The sequence below is a fragment of the Phytohabitans rumicis genome (genome assembly GCF_011764445.1).
Taxonomy (GTDB): domain Bacteria; phylum Actinomycetota; class Actinomycetes; order Mycobacteriales; family Micromonosporaceae; genus Phytohabitans; species Phytohabitans rumicis.
Genome location: NZ_BLPG01000001.1, coordinates 1,156,057 through 1,173,250 on the forward strand (window position 1 = coordinate 1,156,057; position 17,194 = coordinate 1,173,250).

Sequence of the window (17,194 nt, forward strand, 5' to 3'; positions counted from 1 at the left end):
GGTGGCGGGGCCGTCCGGGTGGACTCGGCAGATCAGTCCGATCCCGCCGACGCACAGGGCGACGGCCCAGCCGGGCGGCCCAGCCGGGCGGCCCAGCCGTCGTCTGCCCCAAGTGGACGGACGATCGGCGGCGGGGGGCGACGCGCTGTCCGCGAGGTGGTCCCCCGACGATCCCCGTTGCCCCGGTCAGCGACGTGACCACCAGCATCCACGACGGGCCCGCGTCACGAGCACGTTGAACAGGTTAGGGGTAGCCGGCGAAGCGCGACCTGGCCGGCGAGTCGCCGTCGACCAGACCGAGCGACGCGACGACGGCGTCGGCCTCGCCGCCCTGGAACGCGTGCACGGTGCCGGCGCGCAGCCCGACGCGCTCGATCTGCTCGACGCTGAACGCCGCGTCAGGCGCGTGTGCTTCCCGACCCGCCCTGTCGAGCAAGGCTGTTTGCGGTCACGACGGCCGGCACCCTTCACCGTGAACGTCGATGTGATAGCGAGACAGGCCCTTGTAACGGGCCAGGTACGCGGCAACCGCGAGCGGCAGAACGGCGGGATCAACAGCAACGGCCTGGCCAAGCCGAACAGGCGGGGAGGTATCCATGCTTCGACGCCGACCGCTCTCGGCGCGGCATAGTAGGTTCCGGCATCCTGTACTGAACGTCTTGGCCGCGGCCGACGCGGCTCCGCGGAAGGAGACGTCGTGTCTGGCGAAGCAATCCGGTCACCGCGGATCCTGTCGATCTCGTGGGGTCGCATGGACGTCGAAGACCTTCGAGTGGGCAAGGACTTCATGCTCTACCCCGGCGGTGGCCGCCATTGGGACTGGTCCGAGACCGGCACCCGCCACAGCCCAGGCATTCAGCCCGACGATGTCGAAGAACTCCTCACTCACGGCGCCACGACCGTCGTACTGTCGCGTGGCATGCAGCTGCAACTCAAGGTCGACCCGCGCACCCTCAAACTCATGGACGAGCGCCGGGTCACTGTCCACGTGGCCGAGACCACCGAGGCCGTCCAGATCTACAACAGCCTTGCAGTCAGTGGCGCCGCCGTCGCAGGGCTGTTCCACTCGACCTGCTAACCAACCACCGGGTGGACACGAGATTCCGCAACGCTCGATCACCAAACAGTTCACCGCCATGGCCGTGCTGCTGCTGCAACGGCGGCCGATCACGCTGCACCATCTATGGTCCGCTGATCTTGACCGCGTCGATGGTGTAGTTGCCTTGGCTGCTGGATAGCAGCAGTCGTTCGCTGGTGCAGCGGTACTGCTGTGATTCCAGAAGGAACGAGGTCGGTCCCCGGCTGACGACGGCACCGTTGCGGCGCAGTTCGTTGGTCGAGTTGTTGCGGACCATGGACAGGACGTTGGTGTCGCCGTCGGCGTGGTAGCGGAGGGTCACGGTCCCGCGCATCACGTACGTGTAGGTGTTGCCTCGGTGTTTAGCGATCCGCGGTTTCATCTTGGCGTAGTTGGCTGTGTAGGTGTTGTCGGTCTTGTAGGTGAAGGTGGTGTCCGCGCCTCCGGCGTACTGGATCGAGTCGCCGTCGATCAGCCCGTACGCGGTGTTCATCGTGACCCGCCAGGTGCCCAGCAGGCACGGGTCTATGCCGGGCGGGTAGGTGGGCGACGGGCTAGGGGTCGGCGACGGGCTAGGGCTGGCCGAGGCGGTCGGGCCGGTCGCCGCACCCGGGTCGTGCGGATCGGTGGCGTAGAGCACGGTCGCGGCGAGGCCGAGGATCCCGGCGGTGAGGGCAGCGGCCAATCCGATCCGCCGTACCCGCGGGGCGCCGCCCCGGCCGGCACGGTCACCGGGACCTGCGCCGGCCAGTGTTCGCCTGGCTTCATCGCCGGTGGCGGTGCCGTGGCGGCCCGTGCGCGCAGGCTGCCCTCGGCGACCGCCAGTTCGGGCTGGTCGACGGTGACCGGGGTGATGCCGAAGGCCCGGTGCAGGACGGTGACCACTGCCGGCATCCGGCTGGATCCGCCGGACAGGAGGATGGCGGCCAGGTCGGCCGTGTCCACCTTGGCCGCCTGCAGCACCTCGCGGACGGTGGCGACGGTCCGGTCGAGGATCGGCGCGGCGAGCGCGTCGAGTTCCTCCCGGCCCAGCGGCACCTCGATGTCCAGCAGCGGCAGGTGGATCAGCGTGGCCGTGGTCCGGGACAGCATCTCCTTACCGGCGCGCACGTTGTCCCACAACTGCTGCCGAGCGCGACGTTCGGTTGTGGTGGCGGGCTGGTTCAGCCGGTGCCAGGCGTCCGCGTGCGGCACTGCCGTGCTCAGGTGTGCCACGATCGCCGCGTCGATGTCCAACCCGCCGCAGTCGGATACGCCGCGGGCGGCGACCACCGTGAACTCGTCCCCGGTGCGCCGCAGGACCGCCGCGTCGAACGTGCCCGCGCCAAGGTCGTAGACCACCGCGGTCCTGCCTTCGGCCAGGTCGGCGCCGGCCAGGTCGACGAGGTGGTGCGCGGCCGCCACCGGTTCGTCGACCAGCCGCGCACCGGGCAGGGCCTCCAGCAGGGTCGCCCGCCGCCGCGGACCCCACCCAGCGGGGCAGGTGAGCACCACCTCGACCGGCTGGTCGCCGACGCGCCCGGTGACGTGGTCCGCCTCGGCGAGCACCCGGTCCAGCACCGCCCCGTACAGCCTCGACACCGCGATTTCCGCGTCGCCGAGCAGCACCGTGACGTCGTCGACGCGCTGCTTCGGATGCGGCTCGAACCCCTGCGGCCTCGACATCGCCGTGTGCAGGGCGTCCCGGCCGACCAGGATCCGCCCGGTCGGGTCGACACAGACCGCCGAGGGCAACAGCGGCGAGCCGTCGAACAGCAGCGGCCGAGGATCCCGCTGCGGCAACGCGATAACCGCCACCGTGCTGGAGGTACCGAAGTCAATGCCCAACCGGGCCGCGGCAGCCCGGTGCGCAGCGATCACCCGCCCAACATAGCGAACACCATCGCGCGCGGCAGCCGACCAGCCTCGCGGCGGAACGTCCTGAACCGGCCGCCGCTGCGGTACCGGGCTCGGATCGGCCCGGCGCCGCCGACCGATACCGCCACGCGATCCGATCAACCCGGCGAACCTAACGATGGGAGCCATGTCGGCGCGGGCCGGCGCCGTACAGGAGCGTGTCGATGATCCGACTGGCCAGGACGTCGGGGTCGGTCTCTGCGTCGTCGCCGTGCAGGGACTCGCCGATGAGCGCGTAGTACACCCGTCGGGTCCAGTCGAGATCTGCCTCCGCGTCGAGCACGCCGAGGTCCCGCACACGACCCAACAGCTCCAGACAACGGCGTACCACCTGCTGCTGCATCTCGGCGACGACCGAACCGGAAGGGGCCGGCTGTCCGAGCGCGAACCCCCAGCTGACCTTGGTCCGCAGGACGTTGACGGTGATCTGATGCAACGCCACCAGCGGGGGTGCTGCCTCCGGCCGGCCGGACTCGACGGCCTCGAGCAGCTGCTGCACGGCCATGGCGGCCATAGCGTCCACAAGCGCCTGCCGATTGGCGAACCGCCGGTGGATCGTCGTGCGAGCCACCCCAGCTGCCTCGGCGACCTGCTCCAACGACGCGGCTGGATTGATGCTGAGCACACGCTCGGCAGCCTCCAGGATCGAGCGCACGCTGCGCTCGGCGTCGGCGCGCAACGGCCTGGTCATCGCACTCTCCTCTGCTTCACATCTGGTTGAACGTTACACGACCGTTGCCGATATCCAACGATCTGCAACACTTATGTTGCAGCTTTTTGAGAAACTGCTACTCTTCAGTCCTACGTCTAGGAGATGGAGAAATCGATGGAAAACCATGAGCAGACCCGCACCGCCCTCGTCACCGGGGCATCCGCAGGACTCGGCGCAGAATTTGCCACCCAACTCGCCGAGCGCGGACACAACCTCGTCCTCGTGGCCCGCTCCGCGGACCGGCTGCAGCGACACGCCGAGCAGCTGCGCGCCGCGCATGGCATACGGGTCGAGGTAATCGTCCAGGACCTCACCGCACCGGACGCCACGGCCCGGATCAGCGCGGATCTCGCCGCGGCCGGGCTCACCGTGGATGTACTGGTCAACAACGCCGGCTTCGGCACCGCCGGCCGGTTCGAGGAGATCCCCGACGGGCGAGACCAAGAGCAACTGATGGTCAACGTCGTGGCGCTCGTCGGCCTGACCCGCGCCCTCGTTCCCGGCATGCTCGCCAGGGGCCACGGCTCGGTCATCAACGTCGCCTCGACGGCAGGTTTCCAACCCTCGCCCTACTTCGCCACCTACAGCGCGGGCAAGACATTCGTGCTCAACTTCAGCCTCGCGCTGCGATCGGAATACCGCGGCCGCGGCGTACGTGTCCTGGCACTGTGCCCAGGGCCGACCCAGACCTCCTTCTTCGACACAGTCGGTGAACGGGCCGCTCTCGGCGGGAAGATGATGGCCGCGCACGCGGTCGTGCGCGCCGCCCTCGTCGCCCTCGACCGCGACCGGGCGTACGTCGTACCAGGTCTCGGCAACTCCCTCAACGCGCACCTCACACCCCGGCGCCCCCGCCGACTCGTCACCGCGATCGCCAAGCTGGTCACCCGATCGGTCCTGGACACGCCCGCACCGGCGGAGCCGAACCAGCCGCAGGCGGCGTAGGCATGATCCCCTGATATGACCGACCACATTGGAGTGTCCCGCTATGACCGCTGACAGCCTGGCCCGCGACGGCGCCGTCGATCCGGCCATCGTCGACCCGTGCTGTGCGAGCGCCTACCTACGCGACCGGGCCGGCCGGCTGGTACCAGCACCGCATTCCACTGTGCACACTCGCGCGTAGGTGCGCGCCGATGACCGGATCGGCGCGGTCGATCTGCGCCACCGCGCGCCGGATAGCCCGGCCCACCGCCAAGCGCGCCCGCTCCTCGTCGTTCGCGAAGGAGCGGCGCCGCCCGGCCAGGCTGGTGCCGGTACCGAGCTGCGCGAGTACCCAATCCCGTTCCTGCTCCATGGTGGCGACGGCCGCGGCGACCCCGCGGTGCCCAGCCCCGTCGATGGCCTCGGTCAGCTCGGCCACCCGTTGCCGGTAGCTCCGCACGGCGGTCTCGTCGAGCAACGCCTGGGCGGACCCCGCATCGGTCGCGGCGGCTCGACCGAGCGCCTCCACGCCCGCCACCAACTCGATCGACCGGATCTCCGCCCCGGCGTTGGCGGTGAGCACGGCCAAGTGGAGCATGCCGACCATGTGGTCGACCGTGACCGATCGAGCACCCATCTCGACCCGCCACCGCCGGCCCTGCCGCACGCAGGTGACCGAGTGGGCGGTGGCGCCGGATTCGCCCGGCGGCGCCAGCTCCCCGGCGGCGGTGCGCTGCGCCGCGGCGGCCGCGGCGTCATCGGGACCACCGCGGCGGTCCAGAGCCTCGGCGAAGCGTAGCCGCGAGGTGCGCACCGCCGGCCAGTGCCCGAGCGCCAGATTTCGGTGCACCGCCTCGCGTAGATGCTCCATCGCCCGGTCCAGGTCGCCCATCGTCAACGCGGCCACGCCGAGGGCGTGCTCCACCGAACCGAAGCAGGCCACGCCGAGGCTGGCCATCATCGGCAGGTGCGCGAACGGCAGCAGCAGGCCGTAGACCCGTGCCGCCGCGTGCCGGTTGTCCAGCAGATACGCCGCCTCGACGATGCCGTACATCGTGACCAGCCAGCTGGAGGAGCGCGGCAGCCGGTCCAGACCGGACCCGCGTAGCGACGCCAGCGCGTTCTCCGCCGCCCTGCGGTCACCGGCCAGGGCCGAGGCGACCGCGACGGCGCCGACCAGGGAGTTGTCGACCGCGCTCAGCGTGGGTGCGCTGGCCGTCGCGTACAGCATCGGCAGCAGCTCCGGGAGCCGCCCCTGGTACCAGCGGATCGCCACGAGCTGGGCCACGTACCACGCCTGGGCGTCCACATCGCCAGCCTTGGTGCCCAGCTCGTAACACTGCTGGGCCAGCTGTTCCGCCTCCTCCAGGCGGCCGGCGCGGATGGCGAGCATGACGTCGACGGCGCCGGCCACGAAGCCGGCGGCCAGGTGCGGACCCTCGGCGAGCTGCGCCCGCAGCTCAGCCAGCCGCCGACCGGCGTGCCGGTCACCGCTCAGCAACATGTCGACGACCTGCCAGAGCAGGCTCATCAACATCGGGCCACGCCGACCCGCGCGGGCCGCCTCCCCGATCAGCTCGTCGGCAAGACGGCGGCGCAGATGCACGTACTCCGGACCGAGCAGGCAGTGGTGCGCGATGCTCAGCGCCTCGATGCGGGCGGCGGGATCCGGCGAGGCCCGCGCCTCGTCGAGCAATGCCAGGATCGTCTCCGACCGCCCCACGCGGTAGTCGGACTCGCCGGCCGCGCGGACGCGCAGGCGCAGCGCAAGGTCGCCGTGCTTCTCCGGGTCGAGGCCGGCCGCGGCGACCAACGTGCTCACGTACGCCGCCCTGCCCTCGAAAAGGCCCGCGGCGACGGCCGTCCGGTGCTCATGCACCCACAGCCCGCCGTATCCGACCACGGCACGCGCCATGACCGCGACGTCACCAGTCCGCTCCGCCTCGACGTACGCGGCACCGAACCAGCGACGCGCGCTCGCCAGGTCGCCGTCGTACTCCAAGGCACGGTGACCGCACTCCCACAGTGACTCGGCGGACTCATGCCGCAGCGAATCATCGGTGTCGAGGTCCCCACCCAGTCCCCCACACCGTTCCTACGGCCAGATCGGTGCCTGGGTTCACTTACGCCGGCAGGTTTTTCGCTGCGTGCCGGCCGCAGTCCGCTCAGTCGACGTGGAGTACGGCCTTGCCGCCGATACGCCGGTGCAGCAACGCCTCGATGGCGGGGCGGGTTGGCGCCACGATCCTTCGAACTCGATCTGCGGGTCGAGCCGACCCTCAGCGACCAGCTTGCAGAGACGGGCGAGGTCATTGGTCGCGCTGGCGTGCGCCACGAGTTCGTCGGGCATGTTCAGGGTGTAGATCCTCCCGCCGTACGCCCGGTCGAATCTCCCGGCCCGGAAGGTGACCATTTCGTCGTCCCGGAGCGTTCCCACGTTCACGACGACGCCGCGCCGGGCGAGGTGTTCGATGGCCTGTCCGAACGCCACCCCGCCGACGCAGTCGAGGATGAAGTCGAAGTCGCTGTCAAGCTGCTCGACGACGCTCGCGGCGCCGAGGCGGTGCAGCGGCTCCCGCGCCGCGGCGGCATCGCGGACCAGCGCGGTGACGTCGGCGCCGCTGGCGTGCGCGAGCTGAACCGCGATGCGCCCGACGCCACCGGTCGCGCCGGTGATGAGCACGCGCTTGCCGAGCAGCAGTCCTCCGACCTCCAGTGACCGTAGCGCCGTCATGCCGGCGGTCGGGAGCGCGGCGGCTCGCGCGTCGGTGACCCGATCGGGGACGGGTACCAACCGGTCGGCGGAGATCGCAACCAGTTGCGCCCACGCGCCGCCGCCGGCCAAGCCGACCACCCGCGTTCCCGCTCCAGGTCCGCTGCCGTCGGCAGCCGGCCGTTCCACCACGCCGGCGGCGTCCCAGCCGATCGTCGACCCCTCGGGCAAGTCCGGCAGGCGGAGGACCTCACCGCGGTTGAGGGAGAACACTCGGACGCGGACAAGTGCCTCCCCGCGCGCCGGGGCCGGGGCGGGGACGTCCGTCAGTGTGACGTGCGGCGCGGCTTTGGTCGTCGTCAGGGCGAGCATGGCCGGCACTCTAGTCAACCGGTTCGCCGGTGGCAGGTCCCGACGCCGCCGAAGCCCGGCGGCTGAGGCTTCATGGACCGGCGATGCACCGGGGGTGGAACGGTATGTACCGCCCTGTTGGTGCGGTGGCGACGGGGCCGCCGCACGAGCAGAGGAGTGCACGTGAGACTACGCACCATGGCCGGCGCGGCGCTGCTGGGCCTCGGGATCGCGACGATCCCGGCCCAGGCGCACGCGGCGACCGGCCCACGGTCACGCTGGAGGACGGTGTCGTGACCGTCACCGGCACCGCCGACCTTGACCTGATCGGCATCACGACGAGCGCCACGGGGGTGGTCGTCGACTTCGGGTTCGACGGCACGGTGGACGCGCAGATACCCCGGCCCGGCATCAGCGGCGTGCGGGTACTCGCGCTCGACGGCAACGACCGGGTGAGCACCCGGAGCACCGGCGACATACCGGTCGCACTCAGCGGCGGCGCCGGTGCCGACGTCCTTTCCGCGATCGGCACGATCGACACAAAGGACACCGACGCGCTTGTCAAGGTCGACGGCGGTGACGGCGACGACAACATCTTCACGGCCACGCCCGCACAGGTCACGGTCCTCGCCGGTACCGGCAACGACCGTGTCATCGGCGGCGCACGCGCCACCCGGCAGGCTGTCTCGCTCGGCGACGGCAACGACCGGTTCACGACCTCGCTCGACGCCTCTGGCGGCGACCGGCGGGACATTGTGGACGGTGGCGCTGGGCGGGACGTCCTCGACATGGAAGGCACCTTCGCGTCCGAGAGCGTCGGCCTATCCGCGGTGAAGGGACAGCTCTTCGTCCAGCACGACTTCCGCAACAACGTCACCGCCGACGGCGTCGAGGACGTGACGTACCTCGGTTTCGGCAGTGTCGACTCGAGCGGCAGCGGTGACGCGGTCGCCGTCAACGACCTGTCGGGCACCGACGTCGTCCGGGTCACGGCGAACTTCAGCACCGACCAGAGCAGTACGGCGCCCAACGGCAGCGCCGACACGCTGACCGTACGGGGGACGCCGGGCGTCGACCACATCACCGTGCGCGGCGCGAAAGCGGACGTCCTCGTGTCCGGGCTCCGGCCCACCGTAGCCGCCGTCTTCCTTCAACCGCAGGACTTCCTGCTGATCGATACGCTGGCCGGCGACGACGTGGTCGACAGCTCCGGCCTCCAGCCCGGCCTCGTGCAGCTGCTGGTGCGCTGACCACCTTTCCGGTTGCGCTGGCATCGCGCCAAGATGCCGGCGCAGCCGTAGCTCAGCGTCAACGCTGCGTTGTCCGCGCGCAGCAGCAGCCAAGCGGCATGCTGCGTACGCAGCGCCTCAACCTCCTCGTACCACACTTCCCCTCTGTGCCACCGACACAACCCTCCCACGCTGTGAGCGGGCCGGTTGGTACGCGCGCGTGGTGGGAGCTCCAGCGATGTGAGGCATGTGATCGGCCGGGTGTGCTGCTTCAGGGCCACCGCGCACTGACGTCGGCACCACCGCGTGCCGGGCGCCGCCGTTGTCACGTACCGGCGGCATGACAGTGCGCGGAGTTCGCCGCCGGCCTGCGGGCCTGGTAGTGCGCCTGGCGCGCCGGCACTCCGTTCTCGCAAATATCCGTGCCGGCGGTCCCACGGTTCGTTGCCGTCCCGTCAGTGGTCAAGTCTGAGCTCAGGCATCCGTAAGAGCACGGCCCGCGGGCACCACAGAGGCGACGGTTCTAATCCTGGCTTCAGGTTGATCGGGGAGGATGAGCGGCAAAGCATCGACTGGAAGGGGCTGGCCGGCGTGCGGATCCTGATCGCGGATGATGACGGGGCCATCCGTGAGTCGCTGGAGCGGGTGCTCCAGGTCGAGGGTTACGACACCAGCACCGTCGCCAACGGTCTCGCCGTGCTCGACGGGGTCGGTGGGGCGGGCGGTGACGCGCTGGATCTGCTGATCCTCGACGTGATGATGCCTCGCCTCGGCGGGTTGGAGACCTGCCGGCGGTTGCGGGCCGCGGGTCGGGATCTGCCGGTGCTGATGCTGACCGCCCGTGACCAGGTCTCCGACCGGGTCGCGGGGCTCGACGCGGGCGCCGACGACTACCTGCCTAAGCCGTTCGCCACCGAGGAGTTGCTGGCCCGGGTGCGGGCCCTGCTGCGCCGGCGCACGCCGGCCGACGGGGAGTCGCAGATCCTGTCGTTCGCCGACGTCCGGGTCGATCCCGACAGGTTCGAGGCGTGGCGTGGCGGGCGGCCGCTGCGCTTGACCCGGACCGAGTTCTCCCTGCTGGAGGTTCTCGTGCGCAACGCGACCCGGGTCTTGACCCGCGACGCGCTGTTCGAGGCGATCTGGGGCTTCGACATGAGCGCCACCGCCAACAACCTCCAGGTATACGTGAGCTACCTGCGCCGCAAGATGGAGGCCGAGGGTGAGCCGCGATTGATCTACACGCTGCGCGGCCTGGGATACACGTTGCGGGAGACTCCTCCGTGAGCAGGCCCGCCGGCCGGGAACCGCGCGGGCTGACCCGATGGTGGCGCCGGCGGTCCCTGCGGACCAGGCTGACGGTGATCGCGGCGACGGCCATCGCGGTCAGCGTGTTCGTGTCCTTCCAGGTGGCCAGCGAGCTAATGGACTGGGAGCTGCAGGACACCGCCGAGGATCAGCTGCGCGCCGACTCCCGCGTCCTGGCGACGGACGCGGAGCACGCCGGTGTGGCGCAGGTCCAGCTACCGCCGTATCCCGGGTCCGGTCGGCTGGTGCGGGTCATCCTGCCCGACGGCTCGACCCGGACGCCGGTCGGCCAACCCGCGCTGCCTCCGGTCAGCGGGCCCGCCGGGCGCGTGGCGCAGGGCGCGTCGGCCGACCTGATGGAGTCGAACGACAGCGACGAGGACGGCTACCTCATCTACACGCTGCGGGCGGGCGACGGCGCGGTCCAGGTGGCCCGCGTCGTCGACGACAGCCCGATCAACCGGTTCGGGTTCGGGATGCTGCTGATCGGGCTGCTCTGCGTGGTCGGCGGCGCCCTTGTCGGGCGGACCGTGGCGCGGACCGGGCTGGCACCGATCGACCGGCTGACCGCCGCCGCGGTACGTGTCGCGCACACCCGGGATCTCGACGCCGACATCCCGGATGAGGGTGGTGGGGAGATCCGGCGGCTGATCCAGTCGATCAACGACATGCTCGCCGCGCTCCGGGACTCCCGGCGGGCCCAGCGGCTGCTCGCCGAGGACGCCGCCCACGAGCTCAAGACTCCGCTCACCAGCCTGCGCCTCAACGTCGAGCTGCTGGTCCGGCTCGATCGGCGCGGCACCCTGGACAGCGCACTGTCGGCGGAGAGCCGGACTCGGTTGCTCAACGATCTCGGCGTTCAGGTGGCCGAGTTGAGCACCCTTGCCGCCGAGCTGACCGAGGTGGCGCGCGGTGACGTCAGCGACGAGAGCACCGAGCTACTCGACCTCGCCGACGTGGTGGTGGCCGCCGCGACCCGGGCGCGTTCCCGCGTGCCTGACATCGAGGTCGCGCTCGACGTGACCTCCGTGTGGGTGAGCGGACGTCCCGCTGCCCTTCAACGGGCGGTGCTCAACCTCATCGACAACGCCGGCAAGTGGTCCCCCGCGGACCAGCCGGTCCAGGTCCGGCTGCGTGCCGAGGGCGCGTCGGCGGTGCTCGAGGTCGACGACGCCGGGCCGGGCATCGACGCAGTCGACGTACCGCGGGTGTTCGACCGGTTCTACCGTGCCGACAGCGCCCGGGGGTTGCCGGGATCCGGTCTGGGGCTGTCGATCGTGCAGCGGGTCGTCGACGCCCACGGCGGCCGGGCCGCTGTCGCCCGTTCCACACGCGGTGGCGCGCTGCTTCGGGTCGACCTTCCGGCCGCGGCCCCGCCCGCCCCGATCGCGCGCCGCGCCGCCGGGGAGGACACCGCGGCGCGCTGACCCCGTCCCGGCTGTGCGGCGCAGGACAAGAGACGGCCGCCTTCGGGCATGACCCCGCGCCGTTCGCCTTCGGGGCCGGACACCGCGGTGCGCCGACCCCAGCCCTGGCGCGTGGCGCAGGACCAAAGGGCGGCGACCGGTGGGCCCATGAAAAGATCCGGGACGGGCCTGAGCCCGTCCCGGATTTGTCCGTGCCGCCGCGCTCACCGTTGCAGCGCGGGCTCCTCGTGGTCGGCGAGCGACTGTTGACCGTCCGGCAGCTCCGCCGCTGGACGGGACAGCCGGCTCGGCCACCACATCCGCCGGCCGATCAGCAGGGTGAGGGCGGGCACCAGGACCGACCGCACCAGCAGGGCGTCGAGCAGCACGCCGAAGGCGACCAGGAACCCGACCTCGATCAGCATCACCAGCGGAAGTGTGGCGAGGACCGCGAACGTGGCCGCCAGGACCAGCCCTGCCGAGGTGATGACGCCACCGGTGGCCGACAGGGCCTTTAGCATGCCCTCTCGGGTGCCGAGACGCACGGTCTCCTCCCGGGCCCGGCTGGCCAGGAAGATGTTGTAGTCGACGCCGAGCGCCACCAGGAACAGGAATGCCAGCAGCGGCACCGAATAGTCGATACCTTTGAACCCGAGAATCGTGTCGAAGACGAACACGCTGCCGCCGAAGGCCGCCGCGAACGAGACGATCACGGTGGCCATCAGGACCAGCGGGGCCACGATCGCTCGCAGCAGCAGCCCGAGGACGATCAGGACGACGGCGAGCACCAGCGGGATCACCCGCTTCTCGTCGCGGCTGGTGGTCACCTCGGTGTCGAGGTTCTCCGCGCTCGGCCCGCCGACGATCGCCTCCGCCCCGTTCACCGCGTGCACGGCGGTGCGCACCCGCTTGATCGTGTCGTACTCCGCGGCGGTGTCCGGCGCGTCGGTCGGGAACACGGAGATGTCGGCCCAGCCTCCGACGGTCTGGCCCGGGACGGCCTCTGCCACGCCGGGAGTGCGCTTGACGATGTCGAGCACCCGCTCCTGGTACGCCGGCCGCGTGTAGATCGTCATCGGCTGGCCGCCGAGCTCCGGGAAGTGCTGGCGGAGAACGGTGAAGCCGGTGACCGACTCCGGCGCGGACAGGAACTGGTCCTGCTCCCGCAGGGCGCCAGTGTTACCCGTCAGACCGATGGCGAGCACGCCGAGGACTCCGAGCGAGCCGAGCGTGGCCACCCACCGTCGGCGGCTGATGCCGGTGCCGAGCCGTCCCCACAGCCCCGGCTTGTCCTGCACGGCCGTGCTGAACCGCGGGATGGCCGGCCAGAAGATTCGCCTGCCGAGCACCACGAGCACCGCCGGGAACAGCGTCAGCATGGCTACCAGCGCGCACAGGATGCCGGCGGCGCCGATCGGGCCCAACCCGCTGGTGCTGTTCAGGTCCGCGACGAGCAGGCAGAGCAGGCCGGCGACCACGGTGGCCGCGGACGCGACGATGGCTGGCGCCGCGCCGCGTAGCGCGTGGACCATCGCGACCCGGACGTTCTCGTGGTGGTGCAGTGTCTCCCGATATCGAGCGATGAGCAACAGCGCGTAGTCCGTGCCGACGCCGAACACCAGGATCGTCAGCAGCGCCGAGTTCTGGTCGTTGACCACGATGCCGAAGCCCTTGACGAGCAGGTAGACGGTCGCCATCGCGGTCAGTGCGGCCGCGCCCACGGCCACCAGCGGGATGAGCCACAACACCGGGCTGCGGTAGGTGAGGATAAGCAGGACCGTGACGACGACGACCGTGGTGAGGAAGACCTGCAGGTCGATGCCGTCGAAGACAGCGTCCATGTCGCCGTCGATCGCGGCCGGGCCGGTCACCTCGAGTTCCAGGCCGGCGGGGCGGTCCTTCGCGGCGTCACGCAACGGGCCGACGATGGCCTCCGGTGCGCCGTAGGTCGTGCTCACGTCGAGGGTGAACATCATCGCCTTGCCGTCGGTGGAAAGTCTTGTCGCCGGGCCCTCGTCGTCCTCGCCGGCCGCCGCCTTCGGCGGGTACCGCTCGGCAAGGGTGTTGTAGTGGCGCTCGACCGTCGCGCGGTCGGCGTCGGTCATGCCGCCGGCGCGGTGGTACACGAAGACGAACGTGTTGTCCTCGCCGCCGGGGAGGCTGTCCTCCAGCACCGCCACCTTGGTGGACTCGGCGCTGGCCGGCAGGGTGTCCACGGCTTTGTCGGTGGTGACCGAGCTCAACTTTCCGCTCAACGGCACCATGACCGCCGCCAGCGCCAGCCACAAGCCGATCACCAGCCACGGCACCCACCGGCCTGTCAACCGACCGGGCGGCGCTTCCCTGGGCGCCGCTGCGTTGACTGACATCAATAGCCTCCTGACGGGTTGCATCGCTTGTCTGAGGCCAACTTCGTACCGAGCGAATCTGAGACGACCGTTAATCCGGTGATCAGACCGGTTGGCAAGGCCCAGGCGACACAGCCGTCGGACCGGATGAGCAACGCGGCACGGCTCTCGTGCGGGTGTCGAACGGCGCTCCGTGAGTAGTACCGCGGTACCACCTCCCTCCCGACGATGACGACCGCGGTACGACGAAACAAGACGGAATCTGTCCTAGCGTCCGGGCTATGAGGAAATCTGACAGTCCACGGTGGAAGTTCGCGGCGGGCGCCATGACGCTGGTGACAGCGTTCGCTGCTGTCGCCGCTTGCGGGTCGGACGCCGACAACAGTGCGGCGCCCCCAGCTGCCGGCCCGCACAGCATGCACGCGGGCGCGTCGTCGGCTCCACCGCAGTCGCTGCGCGCCGGCGAGCGGTTCCTGGACCTGAAGATGGCCGAGGCCTACACGCCTACGGCGCCGGAGGGCGGCGGCACGGACGAGTACCGGTGCCAGGTGATCGATCCGGGCCTGACCAAGACGGCGTTCGTGACCGGGACCCAATTCGCACCGGAGAACGTCGCCATCGCGCACCACGCCATCGTGTACGCGGTGCCGCCGGACCGCGCTGCCCTGGTGCGCAAGCAGGACGCGATGACGCCCGGCCTCGGCTGGCAGTGTTTCGGCGGGACCGGCGTGCCCGGCGCCGACGTGGAGGGCGACGACCAGGGCGCGACGTGGGTGGACACCTGGGCGCCGGGCGCCACGGAGACGCTGCTCGACCAGGACATCGGCTTCAAGCTGGGGCCGGGCAGCCTGATTATCCTCCAGATCCACTACAACCTGCTCGCGACCGACGGCAAACCGGCCGGGTCGGACCGCTCGGCGGTGCGGCTGCGGCTGACGGACGGCACGCCCCAAACCCGGGAACTCGAAACGTGGTCGCTCGACGCGCCGACCGACCTGCCCTGCGCCGCCGACGAGTCGGGTCCGCTCTGTGACCGGGCGGCCTCGATCGCGGACGTGACGAAGCGGTTCGGACCGGATGTCGGCGAGTCGGCGGACCGTCAGGTGGAGGAATGCAACCCGGGCGGCGTGCCGAAGCCCGGTAACATCCAGACCTGCGACCAGAAGGTGCCGGCGCCGATGACGCTGTTCGCCGGTTTCGGCCACATGCACCTGCTCGGGCGGGCCATCAAGGTCGAACTCAACCCGGGCACGCCGAACGCCAAGGTCGTGCTCGACGTGCCGCAGTTCGACTTCGACAACCAGCGGCTGATGAAGTTGCCGTCGCCGGTGGAGATCGGTCCGGGGGACACGCTGCGGGTGACGTGTACGCACGACGCGAGGCTGCGCAGACAGCTGCCGCAGCTGAAGAAGCTGCCGCCCCGCTACGTGGTGTGGGGCGACGGCACCAGCGACGAGATGTGCACGGGCATCATGACGGTCTCCCCCCGCAAGTCCTGAGGAAGCGTCGAACGTGTGTGAGCAGACCGAGGTCGACGAGCCGAGAAACGGCTCTGAGCTCACACACTTCCGCACTGAACGGGCGGTGACGTGGAGGGCTGCAGGCGGACCCGGCAGCGGAGCGGCTGGGAACTACGGTCGCGCCCTCGACTGACGCGCGAGATGAAATGCTAGACCGGCCGGGTGAGTCCCAGGTTGTAGGCGAGGATGACCGCCTGGATCCGGTCCCGTGCGCCGATCTTGGCGAGGACCCGCCCGACGTGGGTCTTCACCGTCGACTCCGACAGCGTGAACCGTTGCGCGATCTCGCCGTTGGTGAGGCCCTGGCCGATGGCGACGAGGACCTCGCGCTCGCGGTGGGTCAGGAAGCTCAGCCGGGGATCCTTCCGCACGGGTCCGCAGAGGTCATCGTCGAGCCGGTCGGCGAACGCGTCGAGCAGCCGCCGAGTCAGCGCCGGCGCGATCACCGCGTCCCCAGCGGCGACGGCCCGGATGCCGGCGAGCAGCTCCTCCGGGCCGATGTCCTTGAGCAGGAAACCACTCGCCCCGGCCCGCAGCGCGGCGAACGCGTACCGTTCCACGTCGAACGTCGTCAGCACCAGGATCCGCGAACGCCCACCGGCTGCGACGATGCGCCGGGTCGCCTCGATCCCGTCGACGCCCGGCATACGGATGTCCATCAGCACCACGTCGGGGCGCAGCTCGGTGACCTGCCGAACGGCCTCGGCGCCGTTGCCGGCCTCGCCGACGATCTCGGTGTCGGGGGTGCACTCCAGCAGCACACGAAACCCGAAGCGCTGCAGCGGCTGGGCGTCCACCACGAGCACAGAAATCACGAATGGCTGCCCTTCAGGGTCGAGACCCGCGTCGCCCGGCGATGCCCAGTTCATACCGAGCGAACCTGAAACGACCGTTAGAAACGGCGCTCAGGCGGACTTGCACGGCGAGCGTGCCGGTTTTACGCCGCCTTTTTCAACGAAGGATGAACAAGAATCTCTCCGTCTGCCTTCGCCAGCCTGCGGACAGATGCGCCTGATCATTGGTACCCAGCCGTCCGCACGGTCCATCCGGACAGAGCGCCAACGCCTCTCCTGGCATCACGACGACGGTCAGGCGCCGCGGGGTGGCAGCGGCCACGTGCCATCCAGGACCGCGAACGTCGGATCGCCGTTGGCGCAGGGCGAAAGGGGCGGCGGCGATCGCCGCCGGCTCCGACCCTTGGCGGGTCGTGATTCAGCGGAGCACGGCCAGCGACGTGCAGTAGTACGGCATCTCTTGGCCGAAGGGGTTGAGCAATACGGCGCGCGGCGGAAAGTCGCAGGTCAGTTCCAGCCGATACCGGGCGCCGGTACGGAACGACGTCGCCATGCGGTCGGGGTACTTGTGCCCCACTGGATGCGACCGGCGGCGACGCCGGCGGCGACCAGGTTGGCGGAGGCGTTACCAGCCCGCCGGCGGCCAAGGTCGAGGTTGTCCGCCGGTGTTCCGGTGTCGTCGGTGAACCCCTGGATCAGGACGGTGGCGGAGGGCGTAGCGGCCACGCTGGCGGCCGCGGCGGCGATCGCCGCCGCGCCCCCCGCCGGCACCACGTCGGAGCCGGTCACGAACTGGTCGACGGTGTGCTCTGACACCAGCACCTTGGCCGCCTGGCGGGCGTTGGACAGCACCGAGTCCGTCGGCGTGGGCCGGTCGCGGTCGAACACCAGATAGTAGGTCTCGAAGTCCTGCACGCG

15 protein-coding genes are annotated in these 17,194 nt (G+C 70.5%); 6 read left to right on the forward strand and 9 right to left on the reverse strand.

Annotation, left to right across the window (positions count from 1 at the left end; genetic code table 11):
- Positions 1–244: 244 nt before the first annotated feature.
- Positions 245–436 (reverse strand): hypothetical protein, encoded by a 192-nt coding sequence (locus Prum_RS04880; protein ID WP_173074336.1) that lies wholly within the window; start codon positions 434–436, stop codon positions 245–247.
- 261 nt (positions 437–697) lie between these two features.
- On the opposite strand from Prum_RS04880, the gene Prum_RS04885 reads away from it, so the two are divergent.
- The gene (locus Prum_RS04885; protein ID WP_246277644.1) at positions 698–1,078 is read left to right on the forward strand and encodes an Mth938-like domain-containing protein; all 381 of its coding nucleotides are present in this window, start codon (positions 698–700) and stop codon (positions 1,076–1,078) included.
- Positions 1,079–1,181: 103 nt separating this feature from the next.
- On the opposite strand, the gene Prum_RS04890 is transcribed toward Prum_RS04885, so the two are convergent.
- The 3 genes from Prum_RS04890 to Prum_RS04900 form a co-directional block, all read right to left on the reverse strand.
- A complete protein-coding gene (locus tag Prum_RS04890; RefSeq protein WP_173074338.1) occupies positions 1,182–1,571 on the reverse strand; it encodes a hypothetical protein in 390 nt (129 codons plus the stop codon).
- Positions 1,572–1,603: 32 nt separating this feature from the next.
- Entirely contained in the window at positions 1,604–2,938 is a 1,335-nt protein-coding gene (locus tag Prum_RS04895) for an Hsp70 family protein (RefSeq protein WP_173074340.1), read from the reverse strand.
- Between the two features lie 148 nt (positions 2,939–3,086).
- Positions 3,087–3,665: a TetR/AcrR family transcriptional regulator gene (locus Prum_RS04900; RefSeq protein WP_173074342.1), complete on the reverse strand. Its 579-nt coding sequence runs from the start codon at positions 3,663–3,665 to the stop codon at positions 3,087–3,089.
- A gap of 135 nt (positions 3,666–3,800) precedes the next feature.
- Between Prum_RS04900 and Prum_RS04905 the strand changes: the two genes are divergently transcribed.
- Positions 3,801–4,631 (forward strand): SDR family NAD(P)-dependent oxidoreductase, encoded by an 831-nt coding sequence (locus Prum_RS04905; RefSeq protein WP_173074344.1) that lies wholly within the window; start codon positions 3,801–3,803, stop codon positions 4,629–4,631.
- A gap of 118 nt (positions 4,632–4,749) precedes the next feature.
- Here Prum_RS04905 and Prum_RS04910 read toward each other — a convergent pair whose 3' ends face one another.
- Both Prum_RS04910 and Prum_RS04915 read right to left on the reverse strand, forming a co-directional pair.
- Positions 4,750–6,612, reverse strand: a complete 1,863-nt coding sequence (locus tag Prum_RS04910; protein WP_218577058.1) for an ATP-binding protein — start codon at positions 6,610–6,612, stop codon at positions 4,750–4,752.
- 117 nt (positions 6,613–6,729) lie between these two features.
- Positions 6,730–7,695 (reverse strand): zinc-binding dehydrogenase, encoded by a 966-nt coding sequence (locus Prum_RS04915; RefSeq protein ID WP_173074346.1) that lies wholly within the window; start codon positions 7,693–7,695, stop codon positions 6,730–6,732.
- Between the two features lie 272 nt (positions 7,696–7,967).
- Here Prum_RS04915 and Prum_RS04920 point away from each other — a divergent pair, with 272 nt between their 5' ends.
- From Prum_RS04920 to Prum_RS04930, 3 genes are all read left to right on the forward strand, one after another.
- Complete coding sequence (locus tag Prum_RS04920; protein ID WP_173074348.1) at positions 7,968–8,924, forward strand: hypothetical protein; 957 nt, start codon at positions 7,968–7,970, stop codon at positions 8,922–8,924.
- A 519-nt stretch (positions 8,925–9,443) separates the two neighbouring features.
- Positions 9,444–10,187 carry a response regulator transcription factor gene (locus Prum_RS04925; protein WP_246277645.1) on the forward strand — a complete coding sequence of 248 codons (744 nt, stop codon included), beginning with the start codon at positions 9,444–9,446 and terminating at the stop codon, positions 10,185–10,187.
- On the forward strand, positions 10,184–11,635 hold the full coding sequence (locus Prum_RS04930; RefSeq protein WP_173074350.1) for a HAMP domain-containing sensor histidine kinase: 1,452 nt from the start codon (positions 10,184–10,186) through the stop codon (positions 11,633–11,635). The genes Prum_RS04925 and Prum_RS04930 overlap by 4 nt, the downstream gene beginning before the upstream one ends.
- Positions 11,636–11,838: 203 nt before the next feature.
- Here Prum_RS04930 and Prum_RS04935 read toward each other — a convergent pair whose 3' ends face one another.
- Positions 11,839–13,911, reverse strand: a complete 2,073-nt coding sequence (locus Prum_RS04935; protein ID WP_246277646.1) for an MMPL family transporter — start codon at positions 13,909–13,911, stop codon at positions 11,839–11,841.
- A gap of 332 nt (positions 13,912–14,243) precedes the next feature.
- On the opposite strand from Prum_RS04935, the gene Prum_RS04940 reads away from it, so the two are divergent.
- Positions 14,244–15,461 carry a monooxygenase gene (locus tag Prum_RS04940; protein ID WP_246277647.1) on the forward strand — a complete coding sequence of 406 codons (1,218 nt, stop codon included), beginning with the start codon at positions 14,244–14,246 and terminating at the stop codon, positions 15,459–15,461.
- Positions 15,462–15,631: 170 nt separating this feature from the next.
- Here Prum_RS04940 and Prum_RS04945 read toward each other — a convergent pair whose 3' ends face one another.
- Positions 15,632–16,297, reverse strand: a complete 666-nt coding sequence (locus tag Prum_RS04945) for a response regulator (RefSeq protein WP_173074354.1) — start codon at positions 16,295–16,297, stop codon at positions 15,632–15,634.
- A gap of 486 nt (positions 16,298–16,783) precedes the next feature.
- Entirely contained in the window at positions 16,784–17,191 is a 408-nt protein-coding gene (locus Prum_RS04950) for an OmpA family protein (protein WP_173074356.1), read from the reverse strand.
- Positions 17,192–17,194: the final 3 nt, after the last annotated feature.

Excerpts from the sequence above, each read along its gene's own strand:
- Prum_RS04890 (WP_173074338.1), bottom strand. The coding sequence starts at position 1,571 with ATGAACACCGCGTACGGGCTGATCGACGGCGACTCGATCCAGTACGCC.
- Prum_RS04900 (WP_173074342.1), bottom strand. The coding sequence starts at position 3,665 with ATGACCAGGCCGTTGCGCGCCGACGCCGAGCGCAGCGTGCGCTCGATC.
- Prum_RS04905 (WP_173074344.1), top strand. The coding sequence starts at position 3,801 with ATGGAAAACCATGAGCAGACCCGCACCGCCCTCGTCACCGGGGCATCC.
- Prum_RS04915 (WP_173074346.1), bottom strand. The coding sequence starts at position 7,695 with ATGCTCGCCCTGACGACGACCAAAGCCGCGCCGCACGTCACACTGACG.
- Prum_RS04940 (WP_246277647.1), top strand. The coding sequence starts at position 14,244 with ATGAGGAAATCTGACAGTCCACGGTGGAAGTTCGCGGCGGGCGCCATG.